Below are 15384 nucleotides of genomic sequence, written 5' to 3' on the forward strand. Positions count from 1 at the left end.
GGACCGAAAAGCGACTACCGGGTGCCCGACGGAACTGGAATTTCGATTCCGTAGAGTCCGGCCGCGTTGCGCCAACAGAGCTTCTCGCGCTGTTCGGCGGTGAGTGCGGAAGGCAGCGTGTCGATATCGCCGCTGTGCCAGTGTGGATAACTGGACCCGAACATCACCATATCTTCTTTGCCCGTGAATCCGAGCCATTCACCGGCGAATTCGGTATCGCCGGGACCATCCAGGCTGCCCTGGACGAAGTACACGTGGCCGGGCAGATAATCGCTGGGCATGCGCGGCGCCCAGGGTGTCTGCTCGAGATGCGGGCGACCGAAGGTGTCCATACGCCAGGTGAACGGGGTGAGCATATCCGCGGCCCCGTCGGCCCACACGAATTTCAACGCCGGGAATCGTTCGAAAACGCCCTCGGCGATCATGTTCATCAGGTGGTAGATGTAGTTGAGCGACTGGAAGCCCAGGTACTGCTCGTAGGTTCGCGGATGTCCCGAAGGCGTCGGCGCGAACCCGATGCTCTCACCGGTCTCCACGTGCGCCGCCACCGGAAGTCCGGCCGCGGCCGCGGCTTCCCACAGCGGCCAGAACTGCGGTTTGCCGTAGAGCTCGCGTGATTGCAGCGGGATGCCGATCTGGACCACGCCCGGATGGTCACCCCACTTGTGGATTTCGCGCAGCGCGCCCGGGATGTCCTCCGGATTCACGCGGATGGTGCCGCGGAACCGGGAGGCGTATTCGCCGGTGTCGAGCCAGCGGGTCACCAGCATCTCGTTGTGCGCGGCCAGGACCGCGGTGGTGAGATGGCGGTCGGGCAGGATGCCGCGGGTCATGGGATGCAGGATCGCGATGTCGACGCCGCGTTCGTCGAACAGTTGACCTCCGACGAACTCCGGATCGGAACCGGGGTATTTGCCGCGGCCCTCGGGTTTGGTCCCGGGGGCGTATTCGCCGCCGGGAGCGCCGTACCAGTCCATCTCGGCATCGGGGATGCCACGGCTCTTGTAGGGCTCACGCAGGAAACCGCGCATATCCCTGTTGGAACCGAAGAAGATGTGCACGCTGGCATCGATGACGGGGATGCTCGAACCGTCCGCGGTGAACTTCATCGAATCTGCGCGACTTCCGGACGTTCGGTGACCGGCGCGGCCAGACCGTATTTCTCGCAGGCCAGTTGCAGGGTCTCGAGTGTCTCGTCGAGGCCGGGGCCGAGACGTTTGCCCGGGGTGAAGGTGGCGGGGAGTTTACGCATGCCCTGGATGACACCGATGGTGTCGTAGTGCACCGCGCCCTCGGGGTCGCAGCGGAAATCGGGCATGCGGTCCAGCACGGCGGTGAGCATGGATTTGAAGACGGTGCGCGCCACGTTCGAGCCGATGCAGCGGTGGATGCCGAGTCCGAAACTGAAGTGCCGGTTGCCTTTGCGATCGAGGACGATCTCGTTCGGATCCTCGAAGATCGAGGGATCGCGGTTGGCCATCGCCCAGGACAGCCACAGCCGTTCACCCTCTTTGAACCGGGTGTTGTCGATCGTCACGTCTTCGGAGATGGTGCGTCCGTCGCCGGGCGCGGGGGTGTAGAAGCGCAGGAATTCCTCGGTGGCGGGGTCGAGCAGGTGGTCGCGCTCCTCGCTGAGGGTGGTGCGCTGTTCCGGGTTCTCCGAAAGCCATTCCAGGGCATGGGCGGTGAGCGCGGTGGTGGTGTCGAAGCCGCCGCCGATGATCAGGCCGAGCATGCCGAGCAGTTCGAGGTCGGGGGCGGGCTCGCCGTCGATGCGGAGCTGGGCGAGGCCGTTGACCAGGCCGGGGCGCGGGTTCTGCTTGATCTCGTGCATGTTGGTGAGCAGGTCGAGACCCATCGCGCGGTGCATCTCCGCGACGCGGGTGACATCGGGTGAGTCCTCGGGGGTGTAGACCGCCGCGTGCACGGGCTCGCTGTAGATCGACCACTGCTTCAAGGGGATGCCGAGCATGGCCAGCGTCAGTACGGCCGGGACGATATTGGCGAGGTCGTCGACGAAATCGATACTGCCGGACTCGATCTTCTCGTCCAGGGCGGCGCGCGTGATCTCGTCGATGAACGGTTCCCAGCGCTTGACCGCGGCGGGGGACAGGTAGGGGTTCAGGACCGCCCGATAGATGCGGTGTTCGGGATCGTCCATCTCGAGGATGCCGCCGCGAACGACCGAGACGCGCTTGGCGTAGGGGATGGAGATGCCCTTGTAGCCGCGGCGTTCGTTGTTCAGGTCGTGGTCATTGGAAACCGCTGGGCAGCGGGCGAGTTCGAAGACCGCGTTGCCGCTGGCGGCGACCCAGTGCCCGCCGTGGGTTTCGGTCCAGGCCACGGGACATTTGGCCTGCATCTCTTCGGTGATCTCTTGGAATTTGTGCCGGTATTCGGGGGTGTGCCGGTCGAAGTGGTACTGGGTGCCCTTACGGCCTTCGTCAGTGGCGACGTCGTCAGTGCTCACGGTGTTGTCTCTCTTTGATCACGGTGTCGGCCGCCCCGCGAATGACAGGTGCTCGCCGCTCGAATCCGGTTGTCCACCTAAAGATATGCGCCGCACCGTCAGACGGCGCGGCGCGATCAGGTCGTTCAGATCTTGAAGTCGTACCACTTCAGGTAGCCGCCGCCGTCGACGCGCAACTGCACGCCGGTGACGTAACGACCTTCGTCGGAGACCAGGAACAGGATGGCGTTGCTGATGTCCTCGGGCTCGATGTACGGAATCGGCATCGCCTGCTGCACACCGAAGACCGGCTCGGCATCCGCGCGGGTCGGGTGCTCCAGATCCGGGCGGAACGAGCGGTACATCGGCTCGCTCTGCAGCATCGGGGTGTTGCAGTTGGTCGGATGCACGGTGTTGACGCGGATTCCGCGCGGTGCGATATGGGTGGCGAGGTCGTGGACGTACGACGCCAGCGCACGCTTGGAGTGCACGTAGGCCGCGCCGCCGAGATCCTTGCCGGGCACGTCCACCTTGGAGGTGTCCATCAGCGCGGCGGTCGAACCGGTCGCGACGATGGCGGCGCCTTCGCTCAGGTGGGGGAGCGCGACCTGGATGGCGTTGATGGTGCCGACCAGGTTGGTGTTGATGACGTCGGTCCACGCGTCGATCTGCGGCTCGCCCTTCATACCGGCGATGCCCGCCTGGGCGATGACGATGTCGAGCCTGCCCAGTTCCGCGATACCGGCCTCGAGCGCGGCCTTGAGCTGCGCGGCGTCACGCACATCGGCCTTGGCGGTGAAGCAGCGCTGCCCGGTCTTGGTCACCAGGGCCGCGGTCTCCTCCAGATCCTCGGGCGTCGCCAACGCGTATCCGACGGTGGTCAGGCTCTCGCACAAGTCGATCGCGATGATGTCAGCGCCTTCTTCGGCCAGTCGCACAGCGTGGCTACGACCCTGGCCACGCGCGGCGCCCGTGATGAATGCAACTTTGCCCGCAACACGTCCCACAGTGATCCCTTTCTATCCCCCAACCGATGCGCAAGAATTTTACTTCCGCTATATGAGAACGGTACTCTACCCATAGATTGCCTGCAAGACTCCGGCATCTACCTGGCGAATTGATGCCATTCTCGCTGCGGATACGCGCGCTCCCGTTCACACTCGTTCGAGGCGGTGTCGGTGCATCGCATATTAGTTCCTCTCGCGTACTGAGAATGGTGTTTTCACATGCGAACGATTCCCTCTGAACTGCGGACCCGATACGAGCAGGAGGGCTGGTGGACCTCCGATACGCTCGGTGACCTGCTGAGTCGCAGTCTCGCGCCGGCTCGGGACAGAGATTTCCGCGTGCACTCCGATGTCAGGCCGTGGTCGGGCACGGTCGGCGAGGTCGAACTGGTCGCGCGCAGGCTGGCCGCGGGCCTGCGCGCGCGGGGTATCGGGTCGGGCGATGTCATCGCCTTCCAGCTACCCAACTGGATGGAAGCGGCGGCCACCTTCTGGGCGTCGGCCTTCCTCGGCGCCGCGGTCGTGCCGATCGTGCACTTCTACGGGCGCAAGGAACTCGCGCACATCTTCGAGACCGCCCGGCCGAGCGTCTTCATCACCGCCGAGCGCTTCGGCCGGATGATCTACGAACCCGATGTCTGCGCCGACATCCCGGTGGTCGGCGTGGTCGGGCGCGATTTCGAACAACTGCTCGCCGACGAGCCGATGACCGGCACGCTGAGCACCGATCCGGCCGCGCCGGCGCTGATCGCCTTCACCTCGGGCACCACGAGCGCGCCCAAGGCGGTGGTGCACAGTCATCAGACGCTCGGGTGCGAGGCCAGGCAGCTGTCCGAGCGCAATGTCCGTGACCGCAGCGTCCAGCTGACCGCCGCACCGGTCGGTCATTTCATCGGAATGGTCGGCGCGTTCGTCATCCCGGTGCTGCACGGTAAGTCGATCCACCTCGCCGACGCCTGGGATCCGAAGCGGGCGCTGGCGTTGATGAAGGACGACGGCCTCGCGATCGGCGGCGGTCCACCGTATTTCGTGACGAGTCTGCTCGAGCATCCCGATTTCACCCCGGAACATCTGCGCGGGGTGCAGTACTTCGGGCTCGGCGGGTCGGCGGTGCCGCTCGCGGTCACCCGCAGGCTGGCCGCTCTCGGCATCACCGCTTTCCGTGCCTACGGCAGCACCGAACATCCGTCGATCTCCGGGTCGCTGTTCGACGCGCCGGAATTCGAACGGTTGGCGACCGACGGCAGGCCGATGCCCGGTGTCGAGATCAGGTTGGCCGAAGATGGCGAAATCCTGAGCCGGGGGCCGGACCTGTGCGTAGGGTATCTCGATGAATCGTTGACGGCGAAGGTCTTCGACGCCGATGGCTGGTACCACACCGGCGATATCGGCGTCCTGCACCCGGACGGTCACCTCACGATCACGGATCGCAAATCCGACATCATCATTCGCGGTGGCGAGAACATCAGCGCGCTCGAGGTGGAGGAGTTGCTCCTCGGCATGCCCGAGGTCGCCGAGGCGGTGGTGGTCGCCGTGCCGGACAACCGATTCGGTGAACAGGTCGGCGCCGTGCTGCGGTTGCGGTCCGGGCATCCCATGCCGTCCTTGGACGGGGTGCGGCAATATTTCGAGGCGGCGGGTATCGCGCGCCAGAAGTGGCCGGAGCGGCTTTTCGAGGTCGCGGAGTATCCCCGCACCGCCAGCGGGAAAGTCCAGAAACATCTGCTTCGGGCAGCTATTGCGGACGCGTCGCTGTGAGAATACGATTCTCTTATTAGAAGATGGAGGTTTTCATGAGAAACCCACCCTCTACCTGGGACGATACTGTCGACGTTGTCGTGCTCGGCAGTGGAGCCGCCGGTCTGACAGCCGCTCTCAGCGCCGCCGTCAACGGCGCGGAGGTGGCCCTGTTCGAGAAGTCCGCCACCATCGGGGGCACCAGCGCCGTCTCCGGTGGAATCGCCTGGATTCCCGCGCATGGCCGGTCTCCGGACGGAGAGCTGACCGCCGAGGCCGCTTTGAGCTACTTACGCGCGCAAGCATTCGGCTCGATGGACGACGAACTGGTCGACACCTTCGTGCGCACCGGTGCGGCGATGGTCGACTTCGTGGAGGAGCACAGCGGCGTCCGCTTCGAAATCGCCGATGGTTTCCCGGATTACAAACCCGAACTGCCCGGTGGCAGACCAACGGGCGGACGCTCGCTGAGTCCGGTGGCCTTCGATCTGACCAGGCTCGGCGAGTGGAGCGACCGCATCACCGCGTTCCCCGCCGACTGGAGCAATGTCGGTTTCGACGCGGAGACCAGGGCCAGGCTGCACGTCACCGTCGACAACGAGGCCGGTGATCCGTGCGTGGCGGGCACCGCCCTGGTCGCCGGATTGCTCGCGGGTGTACTCGCGGCGGGCGTGCGACCGCGCACCGACGCGCGCGCGGTCGAGCTGATCGCCGAGGACGGCGCCATCGTCGGCGTCCGGTTCGCCACGGCGACAGGCGAACTCGCCGTTCGGGCGCGCGGCGGTGTCATCCTGGCCACCGGCGGTTTCGAATGGGATCGGAACCTGGTCAAGGCCTATCTGCGCGGGCCGATGCACGGCGCGGTGTCACCGCCGAACAACACCGGCGACGGTTTGCGCATGGCCATGGCGCACGGCGCCGACCTCGGCACCATGAGCGAAGCCTGGTGGGTCCCCATCGTGCGGATCCCCGGCGACACCATCGACGGGCAACCGCGCAGCCGCAGCGTCCGCCTCGAACGCACCCGACCCCGCAGCATCATGGTCAATCGCGCGGGCACGCGGTTCGTCAACGAGGCGTCCGAGTACAACTCGATGGCGGGCGCTTTCCACTACCTCGACCCGCGTGGCGGGTACGTCAACGATCCGGCCTGGATCGTCTTCGACGCGATTCACCTGCGGCGCTACGGATTTCTCGGCATCGCGCCGGGTGATGCGGTGCCGGACTGGTTCTGCGAATCCGCGGATCTCGCCGAACTGGCCGCGAAGACCGGTATCGACCCGGACGGCCTCACCGCGACCGTCGCGCGCTGGAACAGCGCCGTCGCCGACGAGGTGGACCCGGACTGGGGCCGCGGATCGAGCGCCTACGACGGGTGGTGGGGCGACGACTCGGCCGCCACCGCCGCGGGGCGCACCCTCGGACCGCTGGACACCGGGCCGTATTACGCGGTGCCGGTGACCGTCGGCGCGATGGGCACCAAGGGCGGACCGCGTACCGATCGCGACGGCCGGGTGCTGCACGTCGACGGGCACGTGCTGCCCGGTCTGTTCGCGGCGGGCAACGCGATGGCCGGTGTCACCGGCCGCGCCTACGGCGGCGCGGGCGGCACCATCGGCCCTGGGATGACGTGGGGTTTTCGCGCCGGATATACGGCGGCGACCGGTAAGTCGGTCGAGTGCTGACACACAGACGGGCGACTGCGCCGGGGAGATGGAGGTAGCGAGTGGCCGAGTACGAAAGCATCTGGAGCGACCTACAGGGTGTGTCCTTCACCCAGGGATACCTCGACGTGGGCGGAGTGCGCACGCGGTACCTGCACGCCGGTGACCCGTCGCTGCCGACCTTGGTGTTGCTGCACGGGTCCGGCGGTCACGCCGAGGCCTATATCCGCAATCTGGAGGCGCACGCCGAGCATTTCTCGACGTGGTCCATCGACATGCTGGGGCACGGGTACACCGACAAACCCGGTCATCCGCTCGAGATCGCCCACTACGTCGACCATCTCATCGCGTTCTTCGACGCGATCGGGGTCGAGAAGGTGAGCCTGAGCGGTGAGTCGCTGGGCGGCTGGGTCGCGGCGCGTGCGGCGTTCGACCACCCGGACCGCGTCGACCGCCTCGTGCTCAACACCGCGGGCGGTTCCCAGGCCGATCCGGTCGTCATGGCGCGCATCGTGACGCTGTCCATGGCGGCGGTGAGCGATCCGACCTGGGAAACGGTGCAGGCCAGGATCAAATGGCTGATGGCCGACAAGACCAAGGATTACGACGATATCGTTGCCAGCAGGCAGCGGATCTATCGTCAGCCCGGTTTCGTCGCCGCCATGCGCGACATCATGGCGTTGCAGGACCCGGAGATCCGTCAGCGAAATCTGCTGGGGGAGAAGGAGTACGGCGGCATCAAGGCGCCGACCCTGGTGCTGTGGACCAGTGACGACCCGACCGCGGACGTCAGCGAGGGACGGCGTATCGCGTCGATGATTCCCGGCGCGCGTTTCGAGGTCATGCCCGACTGCGGGCACTGGCCACAGTACGAGGACGCGAAGACCTTCGACGCCATCCACCTCGACCATCTGCTCGGCGGTCGGCCGTGACCGAGGAATGCACAGCGGATGTGGTCCTGGTCGGCGCGGGACCGGTGGGACTGACCCTGGCCAATATCCTGGGCCGCCACGGCGTTCGCGTCCTGGTCGTCGAGGAACGGGCCACCCTGATCGACTATCCGCGCGGCGTCGGGCTCGACGACGAATCGCTGCGCACCTTCCAGTCGATCGGGCTGACCGATCGAATCCTCCCGCACACCACACCGAACCAGATCCTGCGATTCGTCGACGCCCGACGCAAACTGCTCGCCGAGATAGCGCCCACCGACACCTCGTTCGGATGGCCGAAACGCAACGGTTTCGTCCAGCCGCTCGTCGACGCCGAACTGCTCGCCGGTCTGGACCGCTATCCGAGTGTCGAGATCCTGTGGCACCACGCCATGCGGTCGTGCGCGGACGCGAGCGAGACGGTGCGCGTGGTGGTCGACGGCCCGCGGGGGTCCTCGACGATCGCCGCGCGGTACGTGGTCGGGTGCGACGGCGGCCGGAGCGCGACCAGGCATCAGATGGACGTCAGCTTCGAGGGGACGACGTCCTCGACCCGCTGGCTCGTCGTCGATATCGCCTCGGATCCGTTGGGGCATCCCAATATCGAGGTCGGGGCCGATCCGGCACGGCCGAATGTCTCGGTCTCGATCGCGCACGGCATCCGGCGTTTCGAATTCATGATCCACGACGACGAACCCGACGAACTGGCCGAGGATCCCGCGTTCGTCGCGAAGATGATCGCGCCGTTCGTGCCGTACCCGGATCAGGTCGATGTCATCAGGCGACGGGTGTACACCCACCATTCGCGTATCGCGAGCGCGTTCCGGCGCGGCAGGCTGCTGCTCGCGGGCGACGCGGCGCACCTGATGCCGGTCTGGCAGGGCCAGGGATACAACAGCGGGATCAGGGACGCGGCGAATCTGGGCTGGAAACTCGCCGCCGTGGTCAACGGCCACGCGGGCGACGCCCTGCTGGACAGCTACGACCAGGAGCGGCGCAAACACGCCCGCGCCATGATCGACCTGTCCACGATGGTGGGCAAGGTCATCTCGCCGACCAACCCCGGGGTCACGGCTTTCCGCGATGTCGCGGTGCGGATCGCGGCGGCCATACCGCCGGTGAAGCGCTATGTGCTCGGCATGCGGTTCAAGCCGATGCCGCGCTACGACCAGGGCGCGGTGGTGCACAAGCACACTCGCTCGCCACGCTCGGCCGTCGGCACACTGTTCATCCAGCCGCGCGTGGACACCAGGGATCGTTCCGATGTACCGCTCGACGAGGTGCTCGGCCCGTGGTTCGCGGTGCTGTGCTGGAACAACCGGCCCCGCGAGGTACTCGGCGAGGCGGCCTTCGCGCGATGGAAATCGCTGGGCGCGGTCTTCGTCGCCGCCAGGCCCGCGACACAGCTGCACTGGACCGGCCACGACGATCCCGATGTGGTCGTCGTCGGCGACCGGACCGGTGCGCTCAAGAGTTGGTTCGACGGGCAGTTGGATTCGGTGCTGTTCCTGCGTCCCGACCGCTGTGTGGCCGGTGCGTGTATCGCCCAACTCGCCCCCGAATTGAGCGCGGAGTTGTTCGCCGCGCTCGGTCTGACCGACGGAGGTGACCATGCCGCTGGCTCTGTGCTGCGTCTCGCACAGCCCTCTGCTTGATCTGCCGGGGCCCGAGGCCGAACTCGTCGACGACGTCGGCGGCGCGCTCGCGCAGGCGCGCGAATTCGTGCGGGCCTGGGATCCGGAACTGGTGGTGACGTTCTCGCCCGATCACTACAACGGCTTCTTCTACCGCCTGATGCCGCCGTTCTGCCTCGGCACCTCGGCGCAGGGCATCGGCGACTACGGCACTTACGCGGGTACGCTCGACGTGCCCGAGCAACTGGCGGGCGACTGCGCGCAGGCGATACTCGACGCGGGCGTGGACATTTCGGTCTCGGCGACGATGGACGTCGACCACGCGACCACCCAGCCGTTGCAGCGACTGCTCGGCGACGCTCGCGCGCTTCCGGTGATCCCGATCTTCGTCAACGCGGTGGCGACACCGCTGGGACCGCTGCGTCGCGCCGCGGCTCTCGGCAGGGCGGTCGGCGAATACCTGGCGTCCCTGGACAAGCGGGTGTTGCTCATCGGCTCGGGCGGACTGTCGCACGATCCGCCCGTTCCCGCGCGAGCCACGGCCAGCGGCCCGGTGCTCGACCGGATCGTGCACGGGACGCCGCAGACACCGGAGCAGCGCGCGGCCAGGCAGACGGCGGTGATCGCGGCCGCTCGCGACTTCGCGGTCGCGGAAAGCCCCCTCAAACCCCTCAATCCGGACTGGGATCGGCTGTTCCTCGATCTCGTCGACGAGGGCAGGCTCGACGCGTTCGACGACTGGGACAACGCCACGATCACCCGCGAGGGCGGCAATTCCGCCCACGAGATCCGCACCTGGGTGGCCGCCTACGCCGCCCTGGCGACCCAGGGCAGCTACCTGACCGGTGTGCGCTACTACCGCGCGGCCCCGGCGCTGATCGCCGGATTCGCCGTGCGCACCGCGATTCCGGACACCGACCGGACCACGCGGGCGAACGACAGGAGAAGACAGTGATGTCCGAGACGTCCGAGACCTTCGACGAATCCGTCGACGTCCTGGTGATCGGCTCGGGTGGCGGCGGTATGGCCGCGGCGCTCACGGCCGCCGACGCCGGACTCGACGTGCTGGTAGTCGAGAAGGCCGATCGCTACGGCGGTTCCACCGCGCTGTCCGGCGGCGGCATCTGGGTGCCCAACGCTCCCGCGCAGCGTCGCGACGGATACTCACCCGATCCCGAAGAGGTCGTCACCTACCTGCGGACCATCACCGAGGGGCTGGTCACCGACGCGAGGTTACGCGCGTATGTGGAGCAGGCGCCCGCGATGATGGAATTCCTGGAGAAGTGCGGTCCGTGGCTGGAATTCGTGTGGAAGCCCGGCTACGCGGACTACTACCCGGAATTGCCGGGCGGCTCCGAACAGGGCAGCACGATCAATGTGCCGCCCATCGATCTGCGGGTGCTCGGCGACGAGGAGCAGAACCTGCTCGCGCCACTGGCGTTGGCGCCCAAGGGCATCTGGCTCGGGCCGAAGGATCTGCGACTGTTCTATCAGGTGCGCCAGAACTGGCGCGGCAAGGCCGTCCTGCTCAAACTGCTGTGGCGGATGTTCCGGGCGCGTGTCTTCGGCGACCGGATCGCCGCCATCGGGCAGTCGTTGGTGGCGCGGTTGCGACTCGCGATGCGGGACAGGAATATTCCGCTCTGGCTCAGCTCTCCGATGAGCTCGCTCATCACCGCGGCCGACGGTTCGGTGATCGGCGCGGTGATCGAACGCGGCGGTAAGCGGTTGCGCGTCGAGGCCAGGGGCGGGGTGATCATCGCGGCGGGCGGGTTCGACCACGACATGGCCTGGCGCAAGGAGCACCTGCCCGAGATCGAGGACGACTGGAGTTTCGGCAATCCGCTCGCGGTCGGCGACGGCATCCGCGCGGGACAGCAGGTCGGCGCGGCCACCGAACTCATGGACGAGTCCTGGTGGTTCCCGGCGATCCAATGGCCCGACGGCCGTATGCAATTCATGCTCAACGAACGCATGATGCCCTCGCAGTTCATCGTCAACGGCGCGGGCGAGCGGTTCATCAACGAGGCCGCGCCGTACATGGACTTCGGTCACGCGATGATCGAGGGCCAGCGCTCCGGCGTCTCGCACATCCCGTGCTGGCTGATCACCGACGCGCGCTCGTTCCACCGCTACGTGGTCGCGGGACATCTTCCGCTGCCGAAGATTCCGTTCGCGCCGGTACCGACGGGCCGCAAGATCCCGCAGGCCTGGCTCGACTCCGGGGTGGTGCGCGAGGCGAACTCGTGGGCCGAACTCGCCGCGCGGATCGACGTGCCCGCCGACGCGCTGCGCGCCACCGCGGAGCGATTCGACGTGTTGGCCCGGCAGGGCGAGGACCAGGACTTCCACCGTGGCGTGAGCGTCTACGACAACTACTACGGCGACCCGACGCTGCCGAACCCCAATCTCGCGCCGCTGGGCAAACCCCCGTACTACGCGTTCCGCATGGTCCTGGGCGATCTCGGCACCTCGGGCGGGCTCAGCACCGACGAGCACGCCAGGGTGCTGCGCGAGGACGGCGGCGTGATCGCCGGGCTCTACGCGGTCGGCAACGCGTCGGCCCCGGTGATGGGTCGCAGCTACGCCGGCGCGGGCGCGACCATCGGTCCGGCCATGACCTTCGGCTACATCGCGGTGAAACACATTGCCGCGCAGACCGACACCGCGCCCGACACGGACGACAACATCCGGCCCGAGCCCGCCGCCGCGGCCGCCGACACCGACTCGCCGTTCGATTCCATCGGAGGAAATAGATGAAGGTATCCCTGTTCTACGAGTTCGCCCTGCCGCGGCCGTGGGCTGCTGATGACGAGCAGAAGATGTTCCAGGAGGGTTTGAAGGAGGTGGAGGCCGCCGACAAGGCGGGCTTCTCGACGGTCTGGCTGACCGAGCACCACTTCCTGGAGGAGTACTGCCACTCCACCGCGCCCGAGATGTTCCTGGCCGCGGCCAGTCAGCGCACCAAGGACATCCGTCTGGGGTTCGGCATCATGCATATGCCGCCCGCCATCAACCACCCGGCGCGCATCGCCGAACGTGTCGCGACCCTCGACCTCATCTCGAACGGCCGGGTGGAGTTCGGTACCGGTGAGTCCTCCTCGGTCGGCGAGCTCGGCGGCTTCAACATCGACCCGGCCGACAAGCGCGATCAGTGGGAAGAGGCCGTTCAGGTCGCCATCCGCTGCATGGTGGAGGAGCCGTTCACCGGTTTCAAGGGTGAGCACATCCAGATGCCGGCGCGCAATGTGGTGCCCAAGCCGTTGCAGCGGCCGCACCCGCCGGTGTGGGTCGCCTGTACGCGGCCCTCGTCGGTGCAGATGGCGGCGCAGAAGGGTATGGGCGCACTGAGTTTCGCCTACACCGGTCCCGAGGCGCTGGGCGAGCGGGTTCGTGGCTACTACGACGAGTTCGAGAATGCCGCCGCCCCGTCGATCCCGGTGATGAACCCGAATATCCTCGCCATCGGCGGCGATCTGTCGATGATGGTGGCTCCCACCGACGAGCAGGCCGTCGAGCGGCTCGGAATCGGTGGCGGGTTCTTCTCGTTCGGGATCATGCACTACTACATGACCGGGATGCACACCCCGGGTCGTACGAAGGTGTGGGAGACCTACGCCTCGGAGGTCGCCAACGACCCGACCCTGGCCTACGGTCCCGGCCGCGGCGCGATCGGTTCGCCGGAGACGGTGCGTGAATTCCTGCGCAGCTACGAGGCTTCCGGTGTCGACGAGATCATCCTGCTGTTGAATCCGCGGGCGCACGAGGCCACGCTGGAATCCATCGAGTTGATGGGCAAGGAGGTCCTGCCGGAATTCATCGAGCGTGACGCGGCGGCGGTGAAGGCCAAGGCCAAGCGGATGGAGCCGATCCTGGCCAAGGCCGAGACGCGTCGTAGGCCGTGGGCCGTTCCCACGATGGACGAGGAGTACGCGTTCGGTGGTCTGCCGACCGGTCGCGGTGGCTCCTTCACCGCGAGCGAGATCCCCGAGGCGATGGAGGAGATGGCGGCGGGCCAGGCCCAGGCCGCCGAACGCGCCGCGGGAGAAGCGTCATCATGACCGCGAGTGTGGGTGCCTGAACATGGCACCCATCCACGAATTGTGGCGCTACGACGGTAAACGAGCCGTCGTGACCGGGTGTGCCTCGGGAATCGGGGCATGCCTGGTCGGCCAGTTACGTGAACTGGGCGCCGAGGTGGTCGGGCTCGACGTGGTGCCGCCGTCGGTGGAACTCGACGAATTCCATCAGGTGGATATGGCCGACCGCGCCGCGATCGATCGCGCCGCGAGCGCGATCGGTCCGCGGGTCGATTCGCTGTTCAACGTCGCGGGCGTCTCGTCGGGGATCGGGAATCCACTGCGCGTGGTGACCATCAACTTCCTCGGTCTGCGGCAGTTCACCGAGGCGCTGGCGCCGCGGATGAAACCGGGATCGTCGATCGCGAGCGTCTCCTCGCTCGCGGCCGCGTCCTATCGCGAGAACCAGGACAGCGTGCGCGGACTGCTCGACACCGGCGGCATGGCCGAGGGCGCCGAGTGGTGCGAGCGGAATCCGGATGGATTGGCGGACGGCGGATATCGCCTCTCCAAAGAGGCGATCATCCTCTACACCATGGCGAACGCCGCGACGCTCGGCGCTCGCGGCATCAGAATCAATTGCACCGGACCGGGAGTGACGGAAACGCCGATCCTGGATCAATTGCGAACGGCCTACGGACCGGAATATCTCGACGATATCCCCAAACCGTTGGGCCGGGTCTCCGATCCTTCCGAGCAGGCGGCTGTGCTCGCCTTTCTGAACAGCGCAGTGGCCAGTTATGTGACCGGTCAGGTGCTGTGGGTCGACGGCGGCAATGTGGCCGGACGAATCACGGCGGAGACGACCTCGCCGTGACACATCCAACGACTCGAACAATGCGAGCGACAAACGTGGAAGGAGCAGCATCGTGGCCAGTTTGACCGATTTCCGGCGGGTCGCCGATGGTGTGCGGAACTGGGGCCGATGGGGCGCCGCCGACGAACTCGGAACTCTCAATTTCATCACCCCCGGCAAGGTCAGCGAAGCGGCCGGTCTGGTCAGGCACGGGAAAGTCTTCCCGCTCGGCATCGATTTCGGCTCCAACGGACCGCAGGGCGCGTTCCAGTTCCGCCAGAATCCGGTGCACGTGATGACCGTGGACGGCGGCGACGCGCGGACCCTGGTCGAATACGGGCCGAAATGGCTGTCCAATACCGTGGGACAGGAGCTGAGCAGCTTCTTCGACGGCGCGCAGAATCCGTTCCGCTTCAACGACGACATGATCATCATGCCGTTGCAGGCCGCCACCCAGTGGGACGCGCTGTCGCACGTCTACTACGAGGACAAGCTCTACAACGGGTTCCCGGCGGACTCGGTCACCAGTCTCGGCGCTTTCCACTGCGGTATCGACAAAGTGGACAGCAAGGGCATCACGTCGCGGGGTGTGCTGCTCGACCTGGTCCGGCACCGCAAGGCCGACACCTATCTCGCGCCGGGTAGTCCCATCACACCCGAGGAATTGGACGAGGTGGTGGCGGCCCAGGGCGTCACCGTCGGCAGCGGCGATATCGTGCTGATCCACACCGGATGGCAGGCGCGGTACCTGGAGACGGGCGACCGGGGCGAATCCTATTCCGGCCTGGATTGGCTGTGCGCGTCGTGGCTGCACGAGCGTGAGGTCGCCGCGGTCGCGGCGGACAACCTCATGGTCGAGGATCCGACCTCCGGCGTCGACGGCACCTTCCTGCCCATGCACATGCTCTGCCTGCGAGACATGGGTCTGATGCTGGGCGAGTACTGGGATCTCACCGCGCTCGCCGCGGACTGCGCCGCCGACGGCGTGTACGAATTCCAGCTCGTCGCACCGCCTTTGCGAGTCGTCGGCGCGGTCGGCTCGCCGATCAACCCGATCGCCATCAAGTAGTGAGAGCACGAGGTAACGGT

12 protein-coding genes are annotated in these 15384 nt (G+C 66.7%); 9 read left to right on the forward strand and 3 right to left on the reverse strand.

Annotated features, from left to right (window positions below; all coding sequences use genetic code 11):
- Window positions 1-14: 14 nt before the first annotated feature.
- From OG225_RS08565 to OG225_RS08575, 3 genes are all read right to left on the reverse strand, one after another.
- Window positions 15-1109: an amidohydrolase family protein gene (locus tag OG225_RS08565; RefSeq protein ID WP_405181184.1), complete on the reverse strand. Its 1095-nt coding sequence runs from the start codon at window positions 1107-1109 to the stop codon at window positions 15-17.
- Window positions 1106-2470 (reverse strand): cytochrome P450, encoded by a 1365-nt coding sequence (locus OG225_RS08570; RefSeq protein WP_405181185.1) that lies wholly within the window; start codon window positions 2468-2470, stop codon window positions 1106-1108. Before OG225_RS08570 ends, OG225_RS08565 begins: the two co-directional genes overlap by 4 nt.
- Before the next feature lie 125 nt (window positions 2471-2595).
- Window positions 2596-3456 (reverse strand): mycofactocin-coupled SDR family oxidoreductase, encoded by an 861-nt coding sequence (locus tag OG225_RS08575; RefSeq protein ID WP_109524128.1) that lies wholly within the window; start codon window positions 3454-3456, stop codon window positions 2596-2598.
- Between the two features lie 219 nt (window positions 3457-3675).
- Here OG225_RS08575 and OG225_RS08580 point away from each other — a divergent pair, with 219 nt between their 5' ends.
- Genes OG225_RS08580 through OG225_RS08620 form a run of 9 tightly spaced genes read left to right on the forward strand, consistent with a single transcriptional unit; the run spans window position 3676 to window position 15364 of the window.
- On the forward strand, window positions 3676-5214 hold the full coding sequence (locus OG225_RS08580; RefSeq protein ID WP_405181186.1) for an AMP-binding protein: 1539 nt from the start codon (window positions 3676-3678) through the stop codon (window positions 5212-5214).
- 35 nt (window positions 5215-5249) lie between these two features.
- Window positions 5250-6878 (forward strand): FAD-dependent oxidoreductase, encoded by a 1629-nt coding sequence (locus OG225_RS08585; protein ID WP_405181187.1) that lies wholly within the window; start codon window positions 5250-5252, stop codon window positions 6876-6878.
- A 41-nt stretch (window positions 6879-6919) separates the two neighbouring features.
- Window positions 6920-7789 (forward strand): alpha/beta fold hydrolase, encoded by an 870-nt coding sequence (locus OG225_RS08590; protein WP_405181188.1) that lies wholly within the window; start codon window positions 6920-6922, stop codon window positions 7787-7789.
- A complete protein-coding gene (locus OG225_RS08595; RefSeq protein WP_405181189.1) occupies window positions 7786-9441 on the forward strand; it encodes a bifunctional 3-(3-hydroxy-phenyl)propionate/3-hydroxycinnamic acid hydroxylase in 1656 nt (551 codons plus the stop codon). The genes OG225_RS08590 and OG225_RS08595 overlap by 4 nt, the downstream gene beginning before the upstream one ends.
- A complete protein-coding gene (locus OG225_RS08600; RefSeq protein ID WP_405181190.1) occupies window positions 9398-10375 on the forward strand; it encodes a 3-carboxyethylcatechol 2,3-dioxygenase in 978 nt (325 codons plus the stop codon). Before OG225_RS08595 ends, OG225_RS08600 begins: the two co-directional genes overlap by 44 nt.
- Window positions 10375-12180, forward strand: coding sequence for an FAD-binding protein (locus tag OG225_RS08605; RefSeq protein WP_405181191.1), 1806 nt, complete (start codon window positions 10375-10377; stop codon window positions 12178-12180). The genes OG225_RS08600 and OG225_RS08605 overlap by 1 nt, the downstream gene beginning before the upstream one ends.
- On the forward strand, window positions 12177-13481 hold the full coding sequence (locus tag OG225_RS08610; protein ID WP_405181192.1) for an LLM class flavin-dependent oxidoreductase: 1305 nt from the start codon (window positions 12177-12179) through the stop codon (window positions 13479-13481). Before OG225_RS08605 ends, OG225_RS08610 begins: the two co-directional genes overlap by 4 nt.
- 22 nt (window positions 13482-13503) lie before the next feature.
- A complete protein-coding gene (locus OG225_RS08615) occupies window positions 13504-14316 on the forward strand; it encodes a coniferyl-alcohol dehydrogenase (RefSeq protein WP_405181193.1) in 813 nt (270 codons plus the stop codon).
- 52 nt (window positions 14317-14368) lie between these two features.
- Entirely contained in the window at window positions 14369-15364 is a 996-nt protein-coding gene (locus OG225_RS08620; RefSeq protein ID WP_216906379.1) for a cyclase family protein, read from the forward strand.
- Window positions 15365-15384: the final 20 nt, after the last annotated feature.

The organism is Nocardia sp. NBC_01377 (genome assembly GCF_045040005.1).
Classification (GTDB): Bacteria; Actinomycetota; Actinomycetes; order Mycobacteriales; family Mycobacteriaceae; genus Nocardia; species Nocardia noduli.

Excerpts from the sequence above, each read along its gene's own strand:
- OG225_RS08565 (WP_405181184.1), bottom strand. The coding sequence starts at position 1,109 with ATGAAGTTCACCGCGGACGGTTCGAGCATCCCCGTCATCGATGCCAGC.
- OG225_RS08580 (WP_405181186.1), top strand. The coding sequence starts at position 3,676 with ATGCGAACGATTCCCTCTGAACTGCGGACCCGATACGAGCAGGAGGGC.
- OG225_RS08585 (WP_405181187.1), top strand. The coding sequence starts at position 5,250 with ATGAGAAACCCACCCTCTACCTGGGACGATACTGTCGACGTTGTCGTG.
- OG225_RS08600 (WP_405181190.1), top strand. The coding sequence starts at position 9,398 with ATGCCGCTGGCTCTGTGCTGCGTCTCGCACAGCCCTCTGCTTGATCTG.
- OG225_RS08605 (WP_405181191.1), top strand. The coding sequence starts at position 10,375 with ATGTCCGAGACGTCCGAGACCTTCGACGAATCCGTCGACGTCCTGGTG.
- OG225_RS08610 (WP_405181192.1), top strand. The coding sequence starts at position 12,177 with ATGAAGGTATCCCTGTTCTACGAGTTCGCCCTGCCGCGGCCGTGGGCT.
- OG225_RS08615 (WP_405181193.1), top strand. The coding sequence starts at position 13,504 with ATGGCACCCATCCACGAATTGTGGCGCTACGACGGTAAACGAGCCGTC.